Annotated in this window: 20 protein-coding genes and 2 pseudogenes; 12 read left to right on the forward strand and 10 right to left on the reverse strand. The window is 71.0% G+C overall.

Annotated features, from left to right (window positions below):
• Nucleotides 1-93: 93 nt before the first annotated feature.
• Both ACFW9O_RS06875 and ACFW9O_RS06880 read right to left on the reverse strand, forming a co-directional pair.
• Nucleotides 94-1005 (reverse strand): glycoside hydrolase family 11 protein, encoded by a 912-nt coding sequence (locus ACFW9O_RS06875; RefSeq protein ID WP_384606620.1) that lies wholly within the window; start codon nt 1003-1005, stop codon nt 94-96.
• A gap of 597 nt (nt 1006-1602) precedes the next feature.
• Complete coding sequence (locus ACFW9O_RS06880) at nt 1603-2523, reverse strand: NAD(P)-dependent oxidoreductase (RefSeq protein ID WP_384605954.1); 921 nt, start codon at nt 2521-2523, stop codon at nt 1603-1605.
• Between the two features lie 46 nt (nt 2524-2569).
• On the opposite strand from ACFW9O_RS06880, the gene ACFW9O_RS06885 reads away from it, so the two are divergent.
• The 3 genes from ACFW9O_RS06885 (at nt 2570) to ACFW9O_RS06895 (ending at nt 5691) form a co-directional block, all read left to right on the forward strand.
• Nucleotides 2570-2926: a winged helix-turn-helix transcriptional regulator gene (locus ACFW9O_RS06885; RefSeq protein ID WP_384605956.1), complete on the forward strand. Its 357-nt coding sequence runs from the start codon at nt 2570-2572 to the stop codon at nt 2924-2926.
• 79 nt (nt 2927-3005) lie between these two features.
• A complete protein-coding gene (locus ACFW9O_RS06890; RefSeq protein ID WP_384605959.1) occupies nt 3006-3749 on the forward strand; it encodes an aminoglycoside 3'-phosphotransferase in 744 nt (247 codons plus the stop codon).
• Nucleotides 3750-3876: 127 nt separating this feature from the next.
• The gene (locus ACFW9O_RS06895; RefSeq protein WP_384605962.1) at nt 3877-5691 is read left to right on the forward strand and encodes an alkyl/aryl-sulfatase; all 1815 of its coding nucleotides are present in this window, start codon (nt 3877-3879) and stop codon (nt 5689-5691) included.
• A gap of 43 nt (nt 5692-5734) precedes the next feature.
• On the opposite strand, the gene ACFW9O_RS06900 is transcribed toward ACFW9O_RS06895, so the two are convergent.
• The gene (locus ACFW9O_RS06900; RefSeq protein WP_384605965.1) at nt 5735-7081 is read right to left on the reverse strand and encodes an SGNH/GDSL hydrolase family protein; all 1347 of its coding nucleotides are present in this window, start codon (nt 7079-7081) and stop codon (nt 5735-5737) included.
• A 52-nt stretch (nt 7082-7133) separates the two neighbouring features.
• Entirely contained in the window at nt 7134-7859 is a 726-nt protein-coding gene (locus tag ACFW9O_RS06905) for a polysaccharide deacetylase family protein (RefSeq protein ID WP_384605968.1), read from the reverse strand.
• A gap of 323 nt (nt 7860-8182) precedes the next feature.
• Between ACFW9O_RS06905 and ACFW9O_RS06910 the strand changes: the two genes are divergently transcribed.
• Entirely contained in the window at nt 8183-9139 is a 957-nt protein-coding gene (locus ACFW9O_RS06910) for an alpha/beta hydrolase (RefSeq protein ID WP_351166127.1), read from the forward strand.
• A gap of 12 nt (nt 9140-9151) precedes the next feature.
• Here the strand turns inward: ACFW9O_RS06910 and ACFW9O_RS06915 are convergent, their stop codons facing one another.
• On the reverse strand, nt 9152-10354 hold the full coding sequence (locus tag ACFW9O_RS06915) for a PucR family transcriptional regulator (protein WP_384605970.1): 1203 nt from the start codon (nt 10352-10354) through the stop codon (nt 9152-9154).
• A gap of 41 nt (nt 10355-10395) precedes the next feature.
• Between ACFW9O_RS06915 and ACFW9O_RS06920 the strand changes: the two genes are divergently transcribed.
• From ACFW9O_RS06920 to ACFW9O_RS06940, 5 genes and pseudogenes are all read left to right on the forward strand, one after another.
• The gene (locus ACFW9O_RS06920; protein WP_384605973.1) at nt 10396-11712 is read left to right on the forward strand and encodes a PHB depolymerase family esterase; all 1317 of its coding nucleotides are present in this window, start codon (nt 10396-10398) and stop codon (nt 11710-11712) included.
• A 348-nt stretch (nt 11713-12060) separates the two neighbouring features.
• Nucleotides 12061-12660: pseudogene (locus ACFW9O_RS06925) on the forward strand (ATP-binding cassette domain-containing protein); the annotation flags it as partial.
• A 231-nt stretch (nt 12661-12891) separates the two neighbouring features.
• Nucleotides 12892-13537, forward strand: a pseudogene (locus tag ACFW9O_RS06930) (ATP-binding cassette domain-containing protein); the annotation flags it as partial.
• 296 nt (nt 13538-13833) lie between these two features.
• The gene (locus tag ACFW9O_RS06935) at nt 13834-14544 is read left to right on the forward strand and encodes a class E sortase (protein ID WP_384605975.1); all 711 of its coding nucleotides are present in this window, start codon (nt 13834-13836) and stop codon (nt 14542-14544) included.
• Between the two features lie 24 nt (nt 14545-14568).
• Entirely contained in the window at nt 14569-15036 is a 468-nt protein-coding gene (locus ACFW9O_RS06940) for a cyclic nucleotide-binding domain-containing protein (protein WP_384605978.1), read from the forward strand.
• A 325-nt stretch (nt 15037-15361) separates the two neighbouring features.
• On the opposite strand, the gene ACFW9O_RS06945 is transcribed toward ACFW9O_RS06940, so the two are convergent.
• The gene (locus tag ACFW9O_RS06945) at nt 15362-16174 is read right to left on the reverse strand and encodes a transglycosylase family protein (protein WP_384605980.1); all 813 of its coding nucleotides are present in this window, start codon (nt 16172-16174) and stop codon (nt 15362-15364) included.
• A gap of 124 nt (nt 16175-16298) precedes the next feature.
• Here ACFW9O_RS06945 and ACFW9O_RS06950 point away from each other — a divergent pair, with 124 nt between their 5' ends.
• Nucleotides 16299-16664, forward strand: coding sequence for a PH domain-containing protein (locus ACFW9O_RS06950; protein WP_351166143.1), 366 nt, complete (start codon nt 16299-16301; stop codon nt 16662-16664).
• A 41-nt stretch (nt 16665-16705) separates the two neighbouring features.
• On the opposite strand, the gene ACFW9O_RS06955 is transcribed toward ACFW9O_RS06950, so the two are convergent.
• Together ACFW9O_RS06955 and ACFW9O_RS06960 are read right to left on the reverse strand one after the other, a co-directional pair.
• The gene (locus ACFW9O_RS06955; protein ID WP_384605983.1) at nt 16706-17443 is read right to left on the reverse strand and encodes a peptidoglycan recognition protein; all 738 of its coding nucleotides are present in this window, start codon (nt 17441-17443) and stop codon (nt 16706-16708) included.
• Nucleotides 17444-17516: 73 nt separating this feature from the next.
• Nucleotides 17517-18161: a ScbR family autoregulator-binding transcription factor gene (locus ACFW9O_RS06960; protein ID WP_351166147.1), complete on the reverse strand. Its 645-nt coding sequence runs from the start codon at nt 18159-18161 to the stop codon at nt 17517-17519.
• A gap of 105 nt (nt 18162-18266) precedes the next feature.
• Here ACFW9O_RS06960 and ACFW9O_RS06965 point away from each other — a divergent pair, with 105 nt between their 5' ends.
• A complete protein-coding gene (locus tag ACFW9O_RS06965) occupies nt 18267-19175 on the forward strand; it encodes a ScbA/BarX family gamma-butyrolactone biosynthesis protein (RefSeq protein ID WP_384605986.1) in 909 nt (302 codons plus the stop codon).
• Between the two features lie 21 nt (nt 19176-19196).
• Here the strand turns inward: ACFW9O_RS06965 and ACFW9O_RS06970 are convergent, their stop codons facing one another.
• Nucleotides 19197-19961, reverse strand: a complete 765-nt coding sequence (locus ACFW9O_RS06970) for an SDR family oxidoreductase (RefSeq protein ID WP_384605988.1) — start codon at nt 19959-19961, stop codon at nt 19197-19199.
• A gap of 21 nt (nt 19962-19982) precedes the next feature.
• The gene (locus ACFW9O_RS06975) at nt 19983-20573 is read right to left on the reverse strand and encodes a ScbR family autoregulator-binding transcription factor (protein WP_384605991.1); all 591 of its coding nucleotides are present in this window, start codon (nt 20571-20573) and stop codon (nt 19983-19985) included.
• A gap of 190 nt (nt 20574-20763) precedes the next feature.
• On the opposite strand from ACFW9O_RS06975, the gene ACFW9O_RS06980 reads away from it, so the two are divergent.
• Nucleotides 20764-21672 (forward strand): zinc-binding alcohol dehydrogenase family protein, encoded by a 909-nt coding sequence (locus ACFW9O_RS06980; RefSeq protein WP_384605994.1) that lies wholly within the window; start codon nt 20764-20766, stop codon nt 21670-21672.
• Nucleotides 21673-21683: the final 11 nt, after the last annotated feature.

Here is a 21683-nt window from a genome sequence, read left to right on the forward strand (position 1 = left end):
AGTCTGCCGGGTCGCCGTAAACCTGCGCCGATCGGGGCGGCGGCCGGGTGCCGCCGCCCCGCCCGGTGCGCTACGGGCGTGCTCCGCGTCAGGTCAGCCTGCGCTGCAGGAGACCGACGGCCAGGTCCAGGATCCGTTGGCCTGGAGGGTGACCCCGAAGTTGTTGCCGCTGCCGTTGGATTTGGCCGTCAGCACCTGGGCGCTCGGGTAACTGGCGGTCGTGTTCCAGGTGGAGAGGACCTTCTGGGGGGACGGGACGTTCATCGTCACGGTCCAGTTGCTGGAGCCGGAGACCGCGACGTTGAGGTTGTACCGGTCGCTCCACTTGTCGCCTGCGGACAGGGTGGCTGTGCAGCCACCACCGCCGCCACCGCCGCCACCACCGGAGGAGCTGCCCAGCGTGATGTTGGAGTTCCCGCTGCTCTGGTAGCCCTCGGTGGCCATGATCATGTAGTTGAAGGTGCCCAGGTTCATCCCCTTCTGGGCCCAGGCGTCGAAGTGGTTACCCGTGGTGATGGTTCCACCGGTCCTCTTCGCCTGCCTGACGCTCCAGAACTGCTTGAACGTCTTGGTGCCTTCGATGGAGGGGGCGTTGGTCCGCGTCGTCTCGTAGATGTCGTACGTTCCGCCGTCGCTGGAGACCGTGCCCTTGAACGTTCCCGTGGGCCGGTAGGTGCCCCAGTTGTCGACGATGTAGTACTCGACGAGCGGGTTCGTCGACCAGCCGTAGAGCGTCAGGTACGCGTTGCCGGACGGGTTGAAGGTGCCCGAGTAGGTCACGCTGCGGCGCCCGCCGGTGCTCCAGCCCTTGCCGGCCACGAAGTTCCCGGTGTTGCTCCACGAGGTGCCGTAGGTGCCGCCGGATCCCAGGTTCATCGAGACCGTACCGGCACTGTCCGTCCAGAACGAGTAGTAGTAACCGTTGTTCGTTCCGGTCTGATTCGAGTTGATGACCGTGTCGGCACTGGCGGTGCCGGGCAGCGCGATTGCGGCCACGCAGGCCATCGCCACGGCGAAGGCACTGCGGATGAAAAGCCTGAAGCGGCCGAATGACCTGGTGCGGCCGAATGATCTGGTGCGGCCGCTTGCACGGCTCGTCGCATGTGCGGGTGCGTCGTTCATGTGCGTACTTCCTCCTCGTCCTCGTAAGGCCGTTGGGGCCGGACACCGCGACACGTATCGCGAAGGTGCCGGTGAACGGGCGACGACGGCGCGTGCGCGTCGGCGCCGCGCAGCCCGGCCGAACACCGGGCCGCTCGTTGTGTGTTCGGCTGCCCGGCCCCGGTGACGGGTCGTGGTGGACCCGGATCGGCAGCGACTGAGGTCTGCCGACGGCGCTCAGTGTTGATCTGACCCCGTCAACTGTCAATAGTTTCGGCACGAGTTACGAAACAGTCGATCGACCGAGGAGTATGTATGGCGATCATATTGCCTGCTCATAGGCGCTATGGCGCCCATCGATTCCACGAAGGCCGCGCAGGACGTAATTGACGACCCGGAATCAAAGATCTTCATTTCCGAAAGTTTCGAATTCTTTCGGAATGCCTTGCGTGGAGGAACGCGCTCACATCCGACGCGACGCCGCGAGGGGCGCGTGAACCCTCACTCACCCCTCAGCAGGCCGACCATCCCCGCCAGCCCTTCGTCCCCGTGCCCCTGGGCCACCCGTCGGCGCATCAGCTCCATGTACGGGGTGAGCAGCCGGGGATCGACCGACTGGCCCTCCGCCGTGGCCAGGAGCGCGTCGTTGCCCGCCGTCATCATGGCGAGGTTGGAGGTGACGCCCTCCGTGTAGTGGCCGCTCTCCAGCTGGGCGGCCATCTCGTGGGTCGTGCCGGACATGGCGCCCAGCCAGTCCGCGAGCAGGGCCGCGAATCCGGCCCGGTCGAGGTCCTTCTCGGCGCCCACCAGGGCGAAGGCGTGGGTGATGCCCGCGAGCATGCCGGTCATCGCGCTGAGCAGGGCGATGTCGTGCAGCGCCGCGTGACCGGGGTCCTCACCGACGAACTTCACACCGGCGGGAACCTCCAGGGCCCCCCTGTGGCGTTCGAACAGTGCACGGTCGCCGCTGTAGAGGATGTAGCCGCCGGTCTCCGGCCGGCCGATCATCGGGGGTACGGCCATGATCCCGCCGTCCAGGAAACGGGCGCCCCGCTCCCCGGCCCAGCGGGCACGTCGCCGGGCATCGGCGGGGGTGCTCGTGGTCAGGTTGACCACGTCCTTGCCGGTCAGGTCGACGCCGTCCAGTGCCTCTTCGACCGAGGCATCGTCCAGCAGGCAGAGGACGACGGGGCCGGTTGCCGACGCGACCGCCCCGGCCGGGGTCGACGCCACCCGCGCACCCTCGCCCGCCAGTCGTCCGGCCTTCTCCGGCGTGCGGTTCCAAACGGTCAGCGGGTGTCCCGCGTCGAGCCAGGCACGGGCGAGCGCGGTGCCCATGTCGCCGAGGCCGAGGAGGGTGACGGGGGTCCGGGGAGTGGTGTGGGTGTCCATGGCGATCAGGCTGCTATGCACCCGAATCATGATCAAGTACGCACTCTTTTGTGGGTGGTTACCTTAAGGTGAGCGGATGACCAGGCGGGACACGTACGTGTGCGGCATCGACGCGGCGATCGACGTGGTCGGCGGCAAGTGGAAGGTGCTCATCCTGTGGGCGCTGGACGAAGCGCCGTGCCGGTTCGGTGAGTTGGGACGCGGCATACCGGGCGTCACCGACAAGGTCCTCGCCTCGCACCTGCGGGAGCTGCAGGCCGACGGCATCGTCTTCCGGGAGGAGTCTCTCGAGGGAGCGGTACGCCGTGTCACCTACGGCCTCACCCCGCTCGGCATCTCCCTGAACGAGGCACTCGGCCCCCTGGGCGCCTGGGGCAGGGAGCACCTCCTCGGAGGCCGGAGCGCGGACGGGTCACAGCCCCGGGACGGGTGAGGGAACCACGGTCACGCGGGTGACGCCGCTCCCGGAAAACCACTCGCCCGGGCCGCGCGGTGGAGGAGACCATGAGGTCATGGCCTTCTCAGGACCACCGCCCTCCCCCGTGCGGGTACCTGCGCGCATCGCCGGCCTGGCCGGAAACCAGCCCCTGCTGCCCGTGTGGCAGAACGAGTTGGGCGGCCTGACCTTCCGTATCGGCGACGGGGACGGCCGGCTCTTCGCCAAGTGGGCCCCGGCGGGCTCCGGACTGGACCTGACGGCCGAGGCCGAGCGTCTGCGGTGGGCCCGCCGGTTCACGCCCGTGCCCCGCGTGCGCGAGTACGGAGCCGACCGGGACGGCGCCTGGCTCGTCACCGCCGGGCTTCCCGGCGAGAACGCCGTCGCTCCCCGCTGGAAGGCGGATCCCGGCACAGCCGTGCGCGCGCTGGGTGCGGGGCTGCGGGCCCTGCACGAGCGGCTGCCCGTGTCCGACTGCCCCTTCGGCTGGTCCGTCGAGGACCGTCTGACGCGCGCCCGCCGCGTGGGCGTCCAGGTGCCCGCGGACCTGTCCGTGCCCCCGCCCGTCGACCGCCTCGTCGTGTGCCACGGCGACCCGTGCGCACCGAACACGCTGCTCCACGAGGACGGCACCTGGTCCGCTCACGTCGACATGGGGGCCCTCGGTGTCGCCGACCGCTGGGCGGACCTGGCCGTTGCCACCTGGAACACCGAGCACAATTACGGGCCCGGCTGGGAGGACACCCTCCTCGACGCCTACGGAATCGCCCCCGACCCGTACCGGACCGCGTTCTACCGCCGTCTCTGGTCCGCGACGTGAACCGCTCTCCGTGACGGCTGCGGCATCGACGGCGCCGCACCGCTGAGCACCCGGACGGCCCACATCCCCCGGCACGGCCACTGCCGCGCCCCCAGGATGGACACAGTGCCAACCCCTGGAGGCCCGCGTGACCAGTGTCGACGTCACCCCCGACTTCGAGGACCGGACCGACTTCGAGGACGCCGACCGAGGGCTGGTCGCGCCCCCCGCGGCCGGGACGATCACCGCGGCGGACGGCAGGGTGGTCTGGAGCTTCGACGACACGGCCTTCCTGGACGGCGACTGCCCCGGTACGGCGAATTCCAGCCTGTGGCGGCAGTCCCAGCTGTGCGCCCGCGCCGGCCTCTACGAGGTGACCGACGGGGTGTTCCAGGTCCGCGGTTTCGACCTGTCGAACATGACGCTCATCGAGGGCGACCGCGGTGTGATCGTCGTGGACCCGCTGGTGTCCGAGGAGACGGCAGCCGCCGCACTCGCCCTCTACCGGGAACACCGCGGTGAACGGCCCGTCACCGCCGTCCTGTTCACGCACTCCCACCTCGACCACTTCGGCGGCGTCCACGGCGTCGTCGGCGCCGGCGAGGACGTCCCCGTCGTGGCTCCCGAAGGCTTCATGGAGAGTTCGGTCGCGGAGAACGTCTACGCCGGAACGGCCATGCTGCGGCGCGGCGCCTACTACGCGGGCGCCAACCTCGACCGCGACCCCGAGGGCCTGATCGGCATGGGCCTCGGCTTCACCGCGTCCACCGGCCTGCCGGGACTCCTCGCGCCCACGATCGAGATCAGGCACACCGGCCAGGAGCTGACCCTCGACGGGGTCCTCCTGCGCTTCCAGATGACGCCGGGCACCGAGGCACCCTCGGAGATGAACTTCCTCATCCCCGAGCGGCGCGCCCTGTGCATGGCCGAGAACGCGACCCACAACCTCCACAACATCCTGACGCTGCGCGGTGCACTCGTACGGGACGCCCGCATCTGGTCCCGCTATCTCAACGAGGCCCGCGAGCTGTTCGCGCACGACGCCGACGTGCTCTTCGCCTCCCACCACTGGCCCACCTGGGGCAAGGAACGCCTCCGGACCTTCCTCGCCGAGCAGCGCGATCTGTACGGATACCTGCACGACCAGACGCTGCGCCTCGCCAACCAGGGGTACACCGGCACCGAGATCGCCGAGGTGCTCGAACTCCCGCCGGTGCTGGCACGCGCCTGGCACGCCCGCGGCTACTACGGTTCCGTCAACCACAACATCAAGGCGATCTTCCAGCGGTACATGGGCTGGTACGACGGGCATCCCTCATCGCTCTGGGAGCATCCGCCCACCGAGAGCGCGCAGCGGTACGTGGACTGCATCGGCGGACTCGAAGCGGTCCTCACCAAAGCGCGCGCGTACATCGCCGAGGGCGATCTGCGCTTCGCCGCCCAACTGCTCAAGCACGCCGTGTTCGCGGCCCCCGACAGCACCGACGCCAAGGACCTCCTGGCGCAGGCGTACGAGCAGCTCGCGTACGGCGCCGAGTGCGCGACCTGGCGCAACTGCTACCTCACGGGAGCCGCCGAGCTGCGCCACGGCATCACACCGACCGTCATCACCGCCGGCACCATGGCCACCGCCCTGTCCGTCGAGCAGCTCTTCGACTCCCTCGCCGTCCGGGTCAACGGCCCCGAGGCGTGGGACCACTCCTTCACGGTGCACTGGCAGTTCACCGACCTCGGTGAGGCGTACCGCATGACCCTGCACAACGGTGTCCTGATCCACTCCCGCACCTCACAGCCCGGCGACGGCGCGGATCTCGCTCTCACCCTCACCGAGCCACAGCTCATGCAGCTCCTCGGCGGCAACGGGCTCGACGGGATCGAGCACACCGGCGACCCCGGTGTGCTCGTGACCGTCCTCTCCCTCCTGGACGATCCCGACCCCGACTTCGCCGTCGTCACGCCCTGAGGGCCGGGTCCCGGCGCCGCTCGCCGACGGCTCCCGCGAGGACTCAGCGCAGCAGGTGGAGGGGGACGGCCCGGGCCATCGCCTCCGCTCCGGCCTCGTTGGGGTGCAGGTGGTCGCCGCTGTCGTAGCGCGCCAGGAGGCGTTCCGGGTCCGCCGGGTCGCGCAGCGCCCTGTCGAAGTCGATCACCGCGTCGTACGCACCGCTCGTACGGATCCAGTGGTTCACGGCCTGCCGGGCGGCCTCGTTCTGCGGACTGTAGAAGCCGAGAGTGTCGTTCTTGAAGGGCAGGATCGTGCCGCCGTACGCCTTGAGACCGCGGTCGTGCGCGCGGGCGATGATCTGGCGGTGGGCGTCGACGATGTCGGCCGCGGTGACCCTCTCGGACTCCGGGGCGACCGTTCCGGGATGGCCGAGGTCGTTCACGCCGAGGAGCACGACGAGGTGCTCGGCTCCGGGCTGGGAGGCGACGTCGCGGTCGAAGCGGCGCAGGGCGCTCCGGCCGAAGTAGGCCGCGAAGTTCTCCGCCTCGGATCCGGCCGGGGGGTTGGGATCGTGCAGGAGGCGGTTGCCACTGATGCCCTGGTTGAGCACGCCCACGGCACGCGGACCGTAGGCGGCGTTCAGTCGCCCGGCCAGGAAGTCGGGCCAGCGGTGGTTGGCGTCCATGCCGGTCTCGGCGCCGTCGGTGATGGAGTCGCCGAACGCGACGACGGCCGAGGGGCGTTCGGAGCGGCCGGTGCTCACGCTCACTCCGGTCAGGAAGTACCAGCGGTCGATGGTGGCGGTCGTTTCGATGTCGCTGCGCCCGGTGACGTTTCCCGCGGCGACGTAGTTGTGCTGGAGGGCGAACGCGTGGAGCGTCGAGCCTTGGGTGCGCTCGGGCAGATGGATGCTCACCACCAGATCGGAGCCGGCGGGCACCCGCAGGGAGACCGGGTCGCTGAGCGCGGGGGCGCCCGCGGGGATCGACACGGAGGTACGGCCGCCGAAGGTGAGCGGTCGGTCGGTGCGCGGGTCGGTGCGGGAGGCCGGCCCGTCGGCGGCCCGGCGGGCGACGCGCGCCTCACCGATGACCAGGGGCAGGCTGCCGAACTCGTTCGACAGCCGGATCCGCACCCGGTCGCCGCCGATGCTGGTGCGGACGGTCTGCCGGACGGTCTCGTCCTCGAACGCGGTGGTGTCCGAGGCCGGGGCCTCCGTGGGCGTGGTGGCCCAGGTACCGGTCCACGCGGCGCCGGCGGCCCGGTGGGACGCCTGCCGGACAGAGGGTTCTGCGGAGGGTTCGGCGGACGTGGCCGGCGCCGTGGCCAGGAGCAGGGCCCCGGTGAGTACGGCCACCAGATGGCGGCCCGCGCGTCGGACGCCGGACCCTGTGGATCGTGCTCTCATACGGATCTCCTGAAGAGGTGTGGGGCTGCGCGGGGAGCGGCTCGGAGCCGTCTCACGCTCTGCGGGCGGGCTTGTCGAAGCGCCAGTGGGCGGCCCGCAGCGCGGGAACGATCCGGCCGACGGCCTCGACGGTCTGGCTGCGGTCGCCGCCACCGTCGTGGAGCAGCACCACCGCCCCGGGGGTGAGGCCCTCCTCGATGCGGCGGACCAGCTCGTCGGTGCCCGGCGGCTCCCAGTCCCCGATCGCCAGCCGCCAGCCCAGCGGCTGCATTCCCAGGTCGGCCGCCACCTGCGGGGTCTGCCCCCAACTTCCGTACGGAGCACGGAAGTAGGGAATGCGCGCACCGGGTGCGGCGCGGCGGATCTCGGCGTTGGTCCGCTTCAGGTCCGCGCGGATGTCGTCGGCCGGCCAGGCCGCCATGTCGTCGTGGCGCATCGTGTGGTTGCACAGCGTGTGGCCGCCCGCGACGATCGCGCGCACCAGTTCGGGGTGCTCCTTGACGTGGTCGCCCCACAGGCAGAACACCGCCTTGACGTGGTGCTTGCGCAGCACTTTCAGCAGCCGCGGGGTGTCGGTGGGGTTCGGGCCGTCGTCGAACGTCAGGGCGACGGCCTTGCCGCCGTGCCGGGTGGAGTCGACGATGCCGGTGCCCGCCTGCTGCCCGGCGTACGCCGGGCTCGTCGCGGTGAGCGCCGCCAGGCACAGTCCCCCGGAGAGCAGCAGGGGCGTCACACGGCGGCGCAGGTGGATGCGGACACGGGTACGGAAAGTGGTCAACGCTGGTCCCTCTCGGAGGCGTTACGCATCGTCGGACACGAAAGTTTCGATCAGTCCGGCGATCGGGCGAGCAGACGGTAGAGAAGCCACCCGGTCGGCGTCAAGGGGGCCCAATTCCCTCACCCTGCACGCGTTTTCGCTGGTCGCGGCCGGTAATCGCGGGCATTCGGGGCACCGCCGGGGCCGAAGACGGGTGGGAAGACGCACACCTGTCGGACGGATGCGGCCATTGACCCGACACATGTCGGATGACCTGGGGGAACGCACCGTGACACCGTCTCACTCACGACGCCGCCGCCCGCGGCCCGGACCGGAGGAGGGGCATGCTCTCGCACCACCGTTTCGATCCGGAACTGGCCGCCGCGCTCACGATGATGCCCGAGGTCGACATCACGGACGTGGGCGCCGCCAGGGCCGCGCAGGCCCGGCAGCTGACCGCGTCCCTCACGGGGGCGGACACCGCGGGGGTGGACGTCCGGGAGGTCACCGTCCCGGGCCCGGACCACGCGCCGGACGTCGCGCTGCGGCTGTACCGGCCCCGGTCCGCGCAGGGGCCGCTGCCCGCCGTCTACAGCATCCACGGCGGCGGCTTCGTCCTGGGCTCGCCGGACGTCGACCACGACTGGAATCTGCTGCTCTGCCGGGAACTGACGGCGCTCGTGGTCTCCGTCGACTACCGGCTCGCCCCCGAACACCCCTTCCCCGCACCCCTGGAGGACTGCTACGCCGGACTCGCCGGACTCGCGGCGAACGCCGTGGAGCTGGGGGTCCGGGCCGACCGGATCGCCCTGTGGGGCGACAGCGCCGGAGCGGGACTCGCCGCCGCCCTCACCCTGCTCGCCCGGGACCGCGGAGGGCCCGCCGTCTGTTTCCAGCATCTGTGCAGCCCCGCGCTCGACGACCGGCTGGAGACGTCGAGCGCACGGCAGTTCACCGACACCCCCGTATGGAACCGGCGCAGCGCCCACCTGAGCTGGGAGGCCTACCTGGGGGAAGGGGTACGGGGCACCGCGGGCGTCTCCCCGTACGCGGCACCGGCCCGTGCCGGGGCCGCCGCCCTGTCGGGACTGCCGCCCGCCTATGTGTCGGTGATGGAGTTCGACCCGCTGCGGGACGAGGGCGCCGACTACGCCCGCGCGCTCCGGGCCGCCGGCGTACCCGCGGAGCTGCGACTGTTCCCCGGGACCTTCCACGGGGCATGGGCCGTGGAGCACGCCGCCGTCATACGGAACGCGACCGCCGAGGCGGTCGCGGTGCTCCGCACGGCACTGGGGCGGTAGGCCGGTGCGCGCTCATCCGCCCGTGCCGTCACCCTCCTCGCCGTCGGCGCCGTTGTCGGTCCGCGCCAGCCGCCATGCGTACAGGGCGAGCTGGGCACCGAACCGGTCCCGCGGATCACGCAGCCGGAGGCCGAGTTCCTTCTCGACGTGGGCCAGCCGAGCCGCCACCGAGCTGTGGTGCAGGTGGAGTTCCACGGCGGCCTGCCGGAGCGAGCCCGTACGGCAGAACGCGGCCAGCGCGGCCAGGAGGTCGCCGCCCTGTCCCGCCGCCTCGCCGCAGGCCAGCTTCGTCAGGCGCCGTACGTCCTCCTGGGCACGCAGCCGCTCCACCGGGATGTCCGCCAGCAGCGCGACCGGGCCGAGTTCACCGTGGTCCGCCACCGACTCCTCGGGAGTGCCCGCCACGGCGAACCGCAGGGCGGAACGCGCCTGTTCCCACGAGAGCCGCGCGTCCAGCGGGGCGGCGGACCCGCCGACCCCCACCCGTACCGCGTGCGCGGGACGGTGGGCCGTCCCCCGCTCACGGCCCCGTTCGTGCAGGGCCGACCGTAGTTCCGCGGTCGTCGACGCCGTACGGGAACCGGGCCCTGCCGCGTCCGGACCCTGCACCAGCACCGCCCCCAGCGCACCGGCCCGCGCCACCCGGACCGTGCCCCGCACAGCACCCCGCCCCAGCAGCGCCACCGCCTCCAGCCCGGCGTCCGCCCCCGGCCGGCCGGTCACCGCGACCACCCGCAGCGGCACATCGGGGGCAAGGCCCAGCAGCCGCAGCGCGCGGATCCGGTCCGTGGCGTCCTCACGCCCGGACAGCACCAGTTCCACCAGGGCCGGATCGGCCGCGGTCGGCACCCGGGGCTGCCAGGGGCGGCCCGCGAGCACCCGGGCCGTGATGGCCATCCACTCCAGGACGAGCTCGTCGAACGGCCCCGGCGCACCGGGCCGTTCCAGCCAGACACCGCCGGACGGCTCCAGCTCCACCCGGCCGGAGACCCGCGCGGGTACGCCCGGCAGGGCGACGCCGTCCGGTCCGAAACGTGCCGCCCGCCCGTCGGGCAGCTGGAGGCCCGCCGCACAGCCGGCCAGGCCCGCGGTCGACCGCGTCAGGGACACCGGATCCGGGCCGCCCCCCAGCAGGGCCTCGAAGTGGGCGATCACGCGCACGGCGGTGGCGGCGTCCGCGTCCAGCGCCGACAGCCGCAGCAACAGTCCCTTCACAGCAGTCCCTTCACAACCGGCAGTCTAGAAAGGACAGTTACATGACCGACAGATCCCTGCACGCACCGGAGGCCGGAAGGCGATCGGTGCGAGCGCTGCTGACAGCCCTCCTCGCGGGCGTCCTGCCCCTCGTGTCGGCGCTCCTCCTCGCCGTCGCGCCCCCGGCGTCCGCCGCCTCGCTGACGGAGGTGACCTCCTTCGGCAGCAACCCGAGCGGTCTGAGGATGCACGTGTACGTGCCGGACACCGTCCAGCAGCGGCCGGCCGTCCTGGTGGCGGTGCACTACTGCACAGGATCGGGCCCGGCGTTCCACTCGGGCACGGAGTTCGCCTCGCTCGCCGACCGGTACGGGTTCATCGTCGTGTACCCCTCGGCGACCAGGAGCGGCAACTGCTTCGACGTCTCCTCGCCGCAGGCCCTCAAGCGTGACGGGGGCAGCGACCCCGTGGGCATCCGGTCCATGGTCTCGTACGTCCAGCAGCGGTACGGCGCCGACTCGGGCCGGATCTACGTCACCGGAGCCTCCTCGGGCGCCATGATGACCAACGTCCTGCTGGGCAACTACCCCGACGTCTTCAAGGCGGGGGCCGCGTTCATGGGCGTACCGCACTCCTGCTTCGCCACCACCGACGGATCGGGCTGGAACAGCGCCTGCGCCAACGGCACGGTCGACAGGACCCCGCAGGCGTGGGGCGCCCTGGTGCGTGCGGCGTATCCCGGGTACAGCGGTGCCCGGCCCCGGATGCAGATCTGGCACGGCACCGAGGACAGCACGCTGCGCTACCCGAACTTCGCCGAGCAGATCGACCAGTGGACCGATGTCCACGGCGTGAGCCGCACCCCGGCGGCCACCGACACCCCGCAGTCCGGCTGGACCCGCACCCGTTACGGCGCCACCGGCAACCAGGCCCCCGTGGAGGCCATCAGCGTCCAGGGCGTCGGCCACTCCCTGCCGACCGGCGGCATGGCGGCCCGGGCCCTGACGTTCTTCGGACTGGACGGCACCACGACCACCCCGCCCGACCCCGACCCGGAGCCGGGTGCCTGCCGGGTGGGCTACACGACCAGCGCCTGGAACACCGGCCTGACCGCGACCCTCACCCTCACCAACACCTCCGCCGCGGCGATCGGCGGCTGGTCGCTCGCCTTCACCCTGCCCGCGGGCCAGACCATCACCTCCGGCTGGGGAGCGACGTACAGCCCGAGCAGCGGTGCGGTGACGGCCAGGAACGTCGCGTACAACGGCACGATCGCCCCCGGCGGCTCGGTCCAGATCGGCCTCCAGGCGAGCCATACGGGTAACACCGGGCAGCCCGCTTCCTTCGCGCTGAACGGATCCGTCTGTTCCAAGGCGTGACAGCGTCCCGGTCCCGGCAGTACGTCCCCGCTGCCGGGACCGGGCATCCCCGCGCACCGGCGGGCCCCCGCCCCGTTGCGCTACAGTCGTGTGGTCCTGTTGTCTCCGATAGAGGTGGACGTTGCGCATCTGAGGTTCGCGATCATCGCGCGGTACGGCACTTCGCCGTAGCCCTGTCACGCTGCCGTCGGCTTTCCTGCCGCCCCGTGACCCCGCGTGGATGCGACCTCGGTGCATGAGCCGTCCCCCGCACTCCGGAGGACCGCACCCCTTTTCCCATGGCCCGGTCGCCGCGTGGTGCTCGCATACGAAGCCCCTGTTCCTGTGCTTGCGACTGCGAGGATCACCATGTCCCACCCCCTCACGCCCACGGCTTCCCTCACCTGCTCCGCCCTGTCCTTCCGCTGGCCCGACGGCACGGAGGTCTTCGACGGGCTCTCCCTCGGCATCGGCCGGGGCCGCACCGGCCTCGTCGGCGGCAACGGCTCCGGCAAGTCCACCCTGCTGCGTCTGCTGGCCGGACGGCTGCGCCCCGCCCAGGGCTCGGTGACGGTGGGGGGCAGCCTCGCCTACCTTCCGCAGAACCTCACCCTCGACACGGGGCTGCGCGTGGATGCTGCCCTCGGCATCGCCGAGCGGCGCACGGCGCTGCGCGCCATCGAGGCCGGCGACGTCGCCGACGAGCACTTCGAGGCCGTCGGCGACGACTGGGACGTCGAGGAACGGGCCCTGGCGACCCTGGGCTCGCTCGGACTCGGCGGCATCGACCTCGACCGCACGGTCGGGGAGCTGTCCGGCGGCGAGACGGTACTGCTGCGCCTGGCAGCCCTGCTGCTGGAGCGCCCCGACGTCCTGCTGCTCGACGAACCGACCAACAACCTCGACCTGTTCGCGCGCCGCAGGCTCTACGAAGCCGTCGAGTCCTGGCGCTCCGGCGTGCTCGTCGTGGTCAGCCACGACCGCGACCTGCTGGAACGCATGGACCGCATCGCCGAGCTGCGGTCCGGATCCGTGAGCTGGTACGGAGGCGGCTGGTCCGACTACGAGGAGGCGGTGGCCACCCAGCAGGAAGCGGCGGGACGCATGCTGCGGTCCGCCGAGTCGGACGTGCGCCGGCAGAAGCGCGAACTGGAGGAGACCCGGATCAAGGTGGCCCGCCGGCAGCGCCACAACAAGAAGATGGACGCCGAGCGGCGGGCCCCGCGCATCGTCGCCGGGGCGCACAAGCGGTCCGCGCAGGAGTCGGCGGGCAAGCTGCGCGGCCTTCATGAGGACCGCCTGCAGGAGGCGCGCGAGCGGCTCGACGAGGCCGCGGACGCGATCCGCGACGACGCCGAGATCCGGGTGAGCCTCCCCCACACCGCCGTCCCCGCGGGCCGCACCGTCCTGAGCCTGCACGGGCTGCACCCGCGGTTCGGCGCGCTGCGCGACGGCGAGCTCCAGGTGAAGGGGCCCGAACGCATCGCCCTGGTCGGACGGAACGGCGCGGGGAAGACGACGCTGCTTCGGACCCTCACCGGGGAGCTCGCACCGCTGTCGGGCGAGGCCAGGACCTACGTACCGCTGCGCTTCCTCCCCCAGCGCCTCGATGTGCTGGACGAGGAGCTGAGCGTCGCGGCGAACGTGGCCCGGCTGGCTCCGGGGATCACCGACAACCACATCCGCGCCCAGCTCGCACGGTTCCTCTTCAAGGGGGCGCGCGCCGAACAGCCGGCGGGCACCCTCTCGGGCGGCGAACGCTTCCGTGCCGCACTTGCGGCGACGATGCTCGCCTCGCCCGCCCCTCAGCTGCTGATGCTCGACGAGCCGACCAACAACCTGGACATGGCGAGCGTGCGGCAGCTGGCGAGCGCGCTGGACGCCTACGAGGGAGCGCTCGTGATCGCCGGCCATGATCTGGCCTTCCTGGAATCGGTCGGCATCACCCGCTGGCTGCTCGTCGGGGAAGAGCTCCGGGAGACGACCGCGGAGGAGGTGCGCGACCTGCTCGCGGCCCCGGAACCCGGCTGAGCGGAACCCGTCGGGGGAGCGCCCGACCGGGAAGCGGTGGTGTACTGGGAGGAGCGGGCCGTGGACCGCGGTCCGCTCCGGCACCTGCCGGCAACCGATCCGGATCTCCCCATGCACAGTCTCCGAAGAGTCCCCCGGGCGCTCGCGGGCGCGATACTCGTGGCGCTGGCCGCCGGCTGCTCGGCAGCGACGGCCGGGCAGGCCGCAGCACCGGCCCCCGTCCTGGCCGCAGCACCGGCCGCTCCGGCGCCGGCCGCACCGGCACCGACCACGGACCCGGCGCAGCCACCGGCCGACCGGACCGATCCCCGGACCGAGACCGCGACCCTCTCCATCCCGTCCATCGGCCTCACCGATCTGCGCGTGGTTCCGTACAAGGGGACGACGGACGACTGGCCGGGGACCCGCATCCAGAACCGCGGCGTCGCGGCCAGCCCGTACGGCAAGGACGGCGGCGTGGGCCCGGGCGAGGTCGGCAACTATCTCGTGACGGCCCACCGGCTCTCCGCGGGCGGCCCGCTGCGCGAGCTCCCGTCCGTCGAGAAGGGCGACTCCGTCTTCGTCACGGAGGGCGGCACGGTGTACGAGTACCGGATCACCGAGTCCAGGACGACCTCCTTCCGGTCCGAGCGCTCCCTCGCCGAGCAGCGCGCCGAGGTCCCCGGCTCCCCGGGGGAGAACCCGACCAGGGCGATGATCACGCTCTCCACCTGCGCCACGCCCGAGGACAACGCTGCGGGCAACTTCTGGCGCGACGACAGGGACAATCCCGAACACCGCATCGACAGGATCGGCGTACTGGTGGCCTCGCGGCCGTCATGACGTTTCACAGGGAGCGAGGCCCTCATGCCGAAGACCCGGAGTCTGCTGGACGCGCTCCCGTCGGAGAGCCGGGCTCGCCTGCTCGCCGGGGCGTCGCACGAGGTTCCCCTGGTGCTGGACGCGCGCGTATTCGAAGAGGGCCGGCGGGCCGACCGCTTCTGGATCATCCGGTCCGGCCGGGTCGAGATCGACATCCGGGTACCCGGGCGGCGTGCGGCGGTCGTCGAGACGCTGGGCCGTGACGACCTCCTCGGCTGGTCGTGGCTCTTCCCTCCCCATGTGTGGCACCTGGGCGCGCATGTCGTTCATGCGGGACGGGCGGTGGAGTTCGATGCGGCGGCCGTGCGTGCCCTGTGCGACGACGACGCGGAGCTGGGCCGTGCGGTGTACAAGTACGTCGCCGAGACGGTCGCGGAGCGGCTGTACGGAACCCGTGAGCGGCTGATGCAGCTGTACGGGCCTCAGAACGGGGCAGGCACCCCGGAAGATTGAAGTAAAAACTATGGAAAACTGTCGGCATGTCCGCTGTAGGGCTACCGTAAAAGCATGGCCAGAATCGAGCGTAAGCACGAACGACAGGCGGAGCACGCGTGTCCGGCCTGCAAGCACCACGTCGAGACGAAGCTGAAGCGACACAAGACCCTCGGAATCTTCGTCCCCGTATGGGGTCCGGGTCCGTGTCGGAATCCCGAGTGCTCGGCGTACACGGCCGAGGCGGAGGAGACCGGGGCAGCGAGTTCGGGTAAGGCCGCCCGCAACCGCGGGGACACTGCCGTCGCCGACCGATGACCGGCACCACGAGCCGGGCATGCCTGGCTCAGATGGCCAGCCTCAGACGCTGACCGGGGTAGATGAGGTCCGGTCCGTGGTCGAGCATGTCGCTGTTGATCATGTACAGCTCGTCGGCGCCACCGGGTACGGCCGCACGCTCGGCGATGACGGAGAGGCAGTCTCCCGGCTCGACGACGTAGGTCCGCTCACCGGCGAGCTCGTGGGAGTCGACGGCCTCAGCGGCCTCCGAGGTTTCGACGGCTCCACCGGCTCCGTGGGTTCCGGACGCCTTCGGTGAATGACTCTGCGCGTTGCTCGAACCGCCGGTCGACTGCCGGTTCGGGGTGGCCTGTGCCGTCTCGTTCCGCCGGTCGGTGCTGCCGGACTGCGGTGTCGACGTCCGGTTGGCGCCGAGGCGTCCGCAGGTGGGCCAGGCGGACAGTCCCTGCGAACGGGCGACGCGTTCACCGACGGCGATCTGTTCGGACCGGGTGGCGAGGTCGGCGCGCGGCGCGTACCGCCCGCCGCCGTACGCCCGCCAGGTCGAAGGTGCGAACTGCAGGCCCCCGTGGTAGCCGTTGCCGGTGTTAATGTTCCAGCGGCCGTTGCTCTCGCACGCGGCGATGCGGTCCCAGTCGGTGCCCGTGACGAAGGCCGGAGCGGCGACACTCTGCACGGTGGCTGCCCGGACGGTGACCGCCTGAGCGTCGACCGGCTGAGCCGGGGCAGCCTGTGCCGGGACTGCCCGGGCCGGCGTCTCCGCGGCGCTGCGGCCTGCCAGGCCCAGCACGCTCAGCAGAATCAGCAGAAGGGCAAGCGCCGATTCGACGGGCCGCTTGGCGAGGGGTGATGCCGGCATGACGGTATTCCTCCGCTGTGCTCCGAAAGCTTTCAAGGGCACGTACAGATAAGCCGCCGATATGCTTTTTGATGGGCTTTGACGCGTTCAACGCCCGCACATTCACTCGGGTGGAGGCTTTCGCATGGCACTGTTCGGCAACGCTCACACGGTCGACCCGGCCGCGGCACAGCGGGACTACGCACGGCTGCTCGGCCAGGGCGAGCAGATACACGCCGCGTACCTGCTGATCCGCGACACGATTCTGTTCACCGACCGCAGGCTGGTCCTCGTCGACAAGCAGGGGATCACGGGCAAGAAGGTCGAGTACCACTCCGTCCCGTACCGCAGCATCACGCACTTCGCGGTCGAGACGGCCGGCACGTTCGACCTCGACGCCGAGCTCAAGATCTGGGTCTCCGGCACCTCCGTGCCGATCCAGAAGACCTTCACCAAGGGCGTCGACATCTACGAAGTGCAGGCGATCCTGACGCAGTTCGTGGCGCGCTAGGGGCTTTTCGTACGGACCGGAAGGGACGCGGGGACCGGGCGTTACGCGCGCGGTTCCCGCAGCCGGGCCATCTCCTCACGGATCGCCGGCAGTTGCGCGTACAGCTCCTCGCCGGGGCAGCTGGTCTGGTAGGTGTCCCGGTGGCCGGACACGGCGTGGAGGCGGACCACCTCACCCCGCTCGTACAGGCTCTCGTCGTTCGTCGAGACCATCCGTACGGTGCCCGTCGGGTCGATGCCCCGGCGCAGCTTCCACGCGCCCACCTTTGCGATCCCCTCGATGAGAGCCAGCGGTACCGGCACCCCGGGCCCGAAGTTCCCCAGGGCCGCGATCCCTACGCTGTGGGCGTTGAACCCCGTGGCGTGCGCGCCGCGTACGGACCGTCCGACACCGCCGGCCCTGCCCTCGTATATGGTCCCGCAGCGGTCCACGACGAAGTTGTAGCCGATGTCGTCCCAGCCCTCGCCGGAGACGTGGTCCTCCTCCATCGCCCGGAGCATCCTGGGGGCATCGGCGCAGTCGTAGTAATTGGTGTGGTTGGTGTGGTGGACGAAGACCGCGTTGACCGCGCCCGTGTACGTGGCGTGCTCCTTGACCAGGCTCTCGTCCGCGTGCCAGGCCGCCCGGGTGACGATCGTCGGCCGCGGGGCCGCGGCGGGCGGCGTCTCGGGCTTGGCAGTGGTCGGCTCGGGCGCGACAAGCCGCACCGGCGCATCCCGGAACACCAGGACGGTCAGCGGCACCACCATGGCGCCCAGGGCTGTTCGACGAAGCCACATAGGGCCACCCTGCCCCCTGACCAGCCACTTCGCAGTCGCGAGGCACCCACTCGGGTGAAGCCGGAACGCCTGGTCAGGACGCGGCGGCCGTTCTGCTCTCCTCGAGGAGACGCTGCGCCCGGTGCGGGGAGATGTCCAGCCGCGCCAGCACACCGGGAACGGCGTTGTTGGGAAGGATGAGCTCGAAGAGGGCGGAGATCTCGGCGACCAGGTCGGGCGGCTCCGCCATCGACTCGGTCACCAGCTGGACCCCGGTCCATGCCCCGACGAACAGCCGCGACGTCATGACCGGATCGACGTGCGGAAGCAGCTCGCCCCGTTCCTTGGCCTCGACGAGCATCTCACTGCCCAGGGCGATCCAGTCCGGCCAGCGGGTACCGAACAGTCCGCGCGCCCGAGGGTCCACGGACAACCGGATCGACGCGCTGAGCATGGGTTCTCTGGGCAGCCGGTAGGCGAGCAGAAGCGCCGTGTCCACCCATTCCTGAAGCTTGAACGTCTGGGGTGTGACGCCCTCCGAGGTCACCGCCTCTTCGAGGACGCCGCGGGCCAGCTCTTCCTTCGAGGTGAAGTGGAAGTACAGCGCGCCCCTCGTGAGACCTGCCCGTTCGAGGATGGCGGCGATCGTCGCGGCGTCGTAACCGTGCTCGTCGAAGACCTCGGCAGCGGCCTCGAGGAAGACTCTGCGCGTCCGGATCGCCCGTTGCTGTCTTGCCAACTCGCGCTCCCCTTGACTTGACGCTGCGCTCGGTCGAAAAATACCGGTGAACCGGTATCATATCAGCGCCAGGGGCCCGCTTTGCGCAAGAGTCCGGGGGGGACCGTGCCAGAAGTACCTGTATTCCCGCATCCGCCACACGTCGACGTACGGGGCGGGGTACCGAAGGAATACCTCCACCTCGGACGCGCCACCACGGCTTTCGTCACCGGATGGCGGCGCCTCGACGACGGCGAGTTCGCGCTCACCGCCCGATGGCCCTCTCCCGGCGACGGCCTGCGCTATGACCCCCGGGTACTCACACAGACCATCCGGCAGAGCGGCCTGGCCATAGCGCATGCAGCGTACGGCGTTCCGCTGTCGCATCACACCCTGCTGCACCACTTCGACTTCACGGTCGTTCCGGGATTCCGGGTTTCCCCCGGCCGGCCGTCCATCCTCGGTGTCGAGGTCTCCGTCGCCGAGCCGAAGAGAAACAGACGGACCGTCAGTTCCCTGGGTGTGGATATACGGCTCTTCCACGACAACACCATGGTGGCGCGGGCCGATTCGGAGTTCGGCTGGATATCTCCTGGCGCCTATCGCCGACTTCGCGGTGAGCACCTCACCGCGGGCTGGAACGAATGGCCCCTGCCCGCGCCGGCCGAACCCCGCACCGTCGGCCGGACGTGCGGCACGGATGTGGTCCTGGCACCCGGCGAACGGCCGGACCAGTGGCAACTGCGCCACGACACGGAGAGCTTCCTCCTGTACGACCACCCGGTCGACCATGTGCCGGGGCTCGTCCTCATGGAGGCCGCCCACCAGGCCGCGCTCGCACTGCTGCACCCCCTCCCCTTCGAACCCACCGCCGTCGCCAGCACCTTCGAGCGGTACGTCGAGTTCGACCGGCCCTGCTGGATCGGGGCGGAGGCGGTACCCGCCCCCGGCCCCGGGCAGTCCGCCGTTCTGGTCACGGGGACGCAGGACGGGCAGACCGTGTTCCGGGGCCGGCTGAGCGGGCCGTGCGGCTGACAGCCCCCGAAGGCCGTCGGCTCACTGGTTGACGAAGCCGCCGTCCACCGGCAGGACCGTGCCCGTGAGGAACGGACAGCGGTCACTGAGCAGCCAGGCGACCGCGTTCGCGATCTCCTCCGGCTCGGCCGTACGGCCCTGCGGCGTGAGGCCGTTGACCATCTCCTCCAGACCCGGATTGCGCCCGAACCAGTCGGCGGTGATCTCGCTGCGCGTCGTACCGGGCGCCACGGCGTTGACCCGGATTCCCTGCTTTGCGTATTCGTCGGCCGCGGCCCGGGTGAGCCCGACGACCGCGTGTTTGGCCGCTATGTACGGCGCGGCGGCGGGAATGGCCACCAGGCCGCCCACACTGCTGTTGTTCACAATGGAGCAGGCCCCGCCGTTCGTCAGCATGGCCGCTATTTCGTAGCGCAGACAGTTCCAGACGCCCCGCACATTCGTGTCCATGACGGCGTCGTAGACGTCATCGCCCATCAGATGCAGCGGAGTCCGGTCGCCGCCGAGCCCCGCATTGTTGAATGCGGAATCGAGGCGCCCAAAGGTGTTCACCGTGAAGTCGACTGCTCGGGCAGCGTCCTTGGCCACCGTGACATCACAGACGACATGGGCCGCCTGACCGCCTTTGTCCCGCAATTCGGCGGCCAACGCGGCCAGCCGGTCCTCTCTGCGCGCGGCCAGCACCACCGTCGCGCCTTCCTGGGAGAAGACCCGTGCCGCGGCTGCGCCGATACCACTGCTCGCCCCGGTGATGAGGACGACTTTGCCGTTCAGAAGATCGCTCATGGCCGCAGTCTCGCAGGCATGTCAGGGCCCGACCATGGCCGTGCTGATCCGCGGCAGCAGCAGATTCCAGAACCGGTCGACAGCCTGCCGCGGCGACCAGTCCGAGTCCGCGCGGCCCAGGGCCTGCGCTCCCACCACCGACGCGGTCACCGCGGACGCCAGGTCCTCGATGAGGACGTCCGCCGCCAGGACGCCTTCGGCGCGGGCCCGGGTCAGCATGGAGCGGACCCAGGTGTGCCACACCCCCCACAGTGCGACGTTCTCCTGCCAGGCGGCGTCCCCGGCGAGACCGAACCCGGCGCGCAGCACGACGTCCTCGGCGAGCCGGCGGGCCAGGACGTGCGAGGTGTCGACCAGATTCCGCAACGACGCGGGCCGTTCGCAGGGGTGCGGGGCGAGGATGTCCTGGAGGATCCGGGCCGCCTCGGACTCGACGGCGGCACCCAGCGCGCGCTTGCTGCCGAAGTGGAAGTGCAGCGCACCGCTGCTGACTCCGGCTCCGACACTGATCTCCGTGAGTGACGACGGAGCGAACCCACTCCGGTCGAAGGCCTCGGCGGCCGACCGGATCAGCTCCTGACGCGTGCGTACGGCGCGATCCTGCTTGGCCATCCTGGCGCTCCGGTGAGTACGGGGTTCCGATGGTTGCGGAAGCGGCTGCCCATGCGGCGCGATCAGGAAGCCACTCAGAGTGAGCACTCTAACAAACCGGATGTTCTGTTTTCTGTGCGGTCCTCCGAAGGTGGCCGAAAGCCGCTTCCCTGACGCCCTGCCCCGCCGGTCCACCGCGATACCGTGCGACATGCTCGCCATCCAGTTCGACCGCTTCGGCGGTCCCGAAGTCCTCCGGCCCACCCAGCTGGCCGCCCCCGTACCGGGCCCCGGCGAGGTGCTGATCACCGTCGAGGCCGCCGGGGTGAACTTCGCGGACACCCACCAGGTGGACGGCTCCTACCTGACGGCCGACGCCCTTCCGTACGTACCGGGCAGCGAGGTCGTCGGCCGTACTCCGGACGGCAGGCGGGTCCTGGCCCGGGTTTCGCACGGGTACGCGGAGCAGGTGGTCGCCAAGGAGTCCGCCGTGCTGGACATGCCCGAGGAGCTGGGCGCCGCCGAGGCACTCGCCCTGCTCGTGCAGGGACTAACGGCCTGGCATCTGCTGCGCACCTCGGCCCGGCTGCGTACCGGCGAGACCGTCGTCGTCCACTCCGCCGCGGGCGGGGTGGGCAGCCTCGCCGTCCAGCTGGCCAGGGAGTTCGGCGCGGGCCGGGTGCTCGCCCAGGTGTCCTCCCCGGCCAAGGAGCGGCTCGTGCTGGACCTCGGCGCGGACGCGGTGATCAGCTACCCGCTCCAGGAGAAGGCGGACGTCGTCCTGGACGCCGCCGGTGGCGAACTCTTCGACCAGGCGCTGGCCTCTCTGGCGTCCTTCGGCCGCCTGGTGACCTACGGCAACGCGTCCCGCACCGGCTTCACCCCGGTGGACCCCGCCATGCTCGGCCGGCTCAACGCCTCCGTGGTCGGATTCTGGCTGCGTCCCACCCTGGCTGTGCCCGGCGCCGTCTCCGGGCCGGTCAAGGAGCTCTTCGCCCTGGCCGCCGCGGGACGGCTCAGGCCCGTGGCCGGCGGCAGCTACCCGCTCGCCGAGGCCGGCCGTGCCCACGAGGACCTGCTGGCACGCCGGACGACCGGCAAGGTGATCCTGGTCCCCTGACGGGCCTCGGC

The organism is Streptomyces sp. NPDC059499 (genome assembly GCF_042749285.1).
Taxonomy (GTDB): domain Bacteria; phylum Actinomycetota; class Actinomycetes; order Streptomycetales; family Streptomycetaceae; genus Streptomyces.

Bases quoted from the DNA above. Each gene is read 5' to 3' on its own strand.
- ACFW9O_RS06875 (WP_384606620.1), bottom strand. From the start codon at position 1,005: ATGGCCTGCGTGGCCGCAATCGCGCTGCCCGGCACCGCCAGTGCCGAC.
- ACFW9O_RS06880 (WP_384605954.1), bottom strand. From the start codon at position 2,523: ATGATTCGGGTGCATAGCAGCCTGATCGCCATGGACACCCACACCACT.
- ACFW9O_RS06885 (WP_384605956.1), top strand. From the start codon at position 2,570: ATGACCAGGCGGGACACGTACGTGTGCGGCATCGACGCGGCGATCGAC.
- ACFW9O_RS06890 (WP_384605959.1), top strand. From the start codon at position 3,006: ATGGCCTTCTCAGGACCACCGCCCTCCCCCGTGCGGGTACCTGCGCGC.
- ACFW9O_RS06900 (WP_384605965.1), bottom strand. From the start codon at position 7,081: ATGAGAGCACGATCCACAGGGTCCGGCGTCCGACGCGCGGGCCGCCAT.
- ACFW9O_RS06910 (WP_351166127.1), top strand. From the start codon at position 8,183: ATGCTCTCGCACCACCGTTTCGATCCGGAACTGGCCGCCGCGCTCACG.
- ACFW9O_RS06920 (WP_384605973.1), top strand. From the start codon at position 10,396: ATGACCGACAGATCCCTGCACGCACCGGAGGCCGGAAGGCGATCGGTG.
- ACFW9O_RS06935 (WP_384605975.1), top strand. From the start codon at position 13,834: ATGCACAGTCTCCGAAGAGTCCCCCGGGCGCTCGCGGGCGCGATACTC.
- ACFW9O_RS06940 (WP_384605978.1), top strand. From the start codon at position 14,569: ATGCCGAAGACCCGGAGTCTGCTGGACGCGCTCCCGTCGGAGAGCCGG.
- ACFW9O_RS06945 (WP_384605980.1), bottom strand. From the start codon at position 16,174: ATGCCGGCATCACCCCTCGCCAAGCGGCCCGTCGAATCGGCGCTTGCC.
- ACFW9O_RS06950 (WP_351166143.1), top strand. From the start codon at position 16,299: ATGGCACTGTTCGGCAACGCTCACACGGTCGACCCGGCCGCGGCACAG.
- ACFW9O_RS06955 (WP_384605983.1), bottom strand. From the start codon at position 17,443: ATGTGGCTTCGTCGAACAGCCCTGGGCGCCATGGTGGTGCCGCTGACC.
- ACFW9O_RS06970 (WP_384605988.1), bottom strand. From the start codon at position 19,961: ATGAGCGATCTTCTGAACGGCAAAGTCGTCCTCATCACCGGGGCGAGC.
- ACFW9O_RS06975 (WP_384605991.1), bottom strand. From the start codon at position 20,573: ATGGCCAAGCAGGATCGCGCCGTACGCACGCGTCAGGAGCTGATCCGG.
- ACFW9O_RS06980 (WP_384605994.1), top strand. From the start codon at position 20,764: ATGCTCGCCATCCAGTTCGACCGCTTCGGCGGTCCCGAAGTCCTCCGG.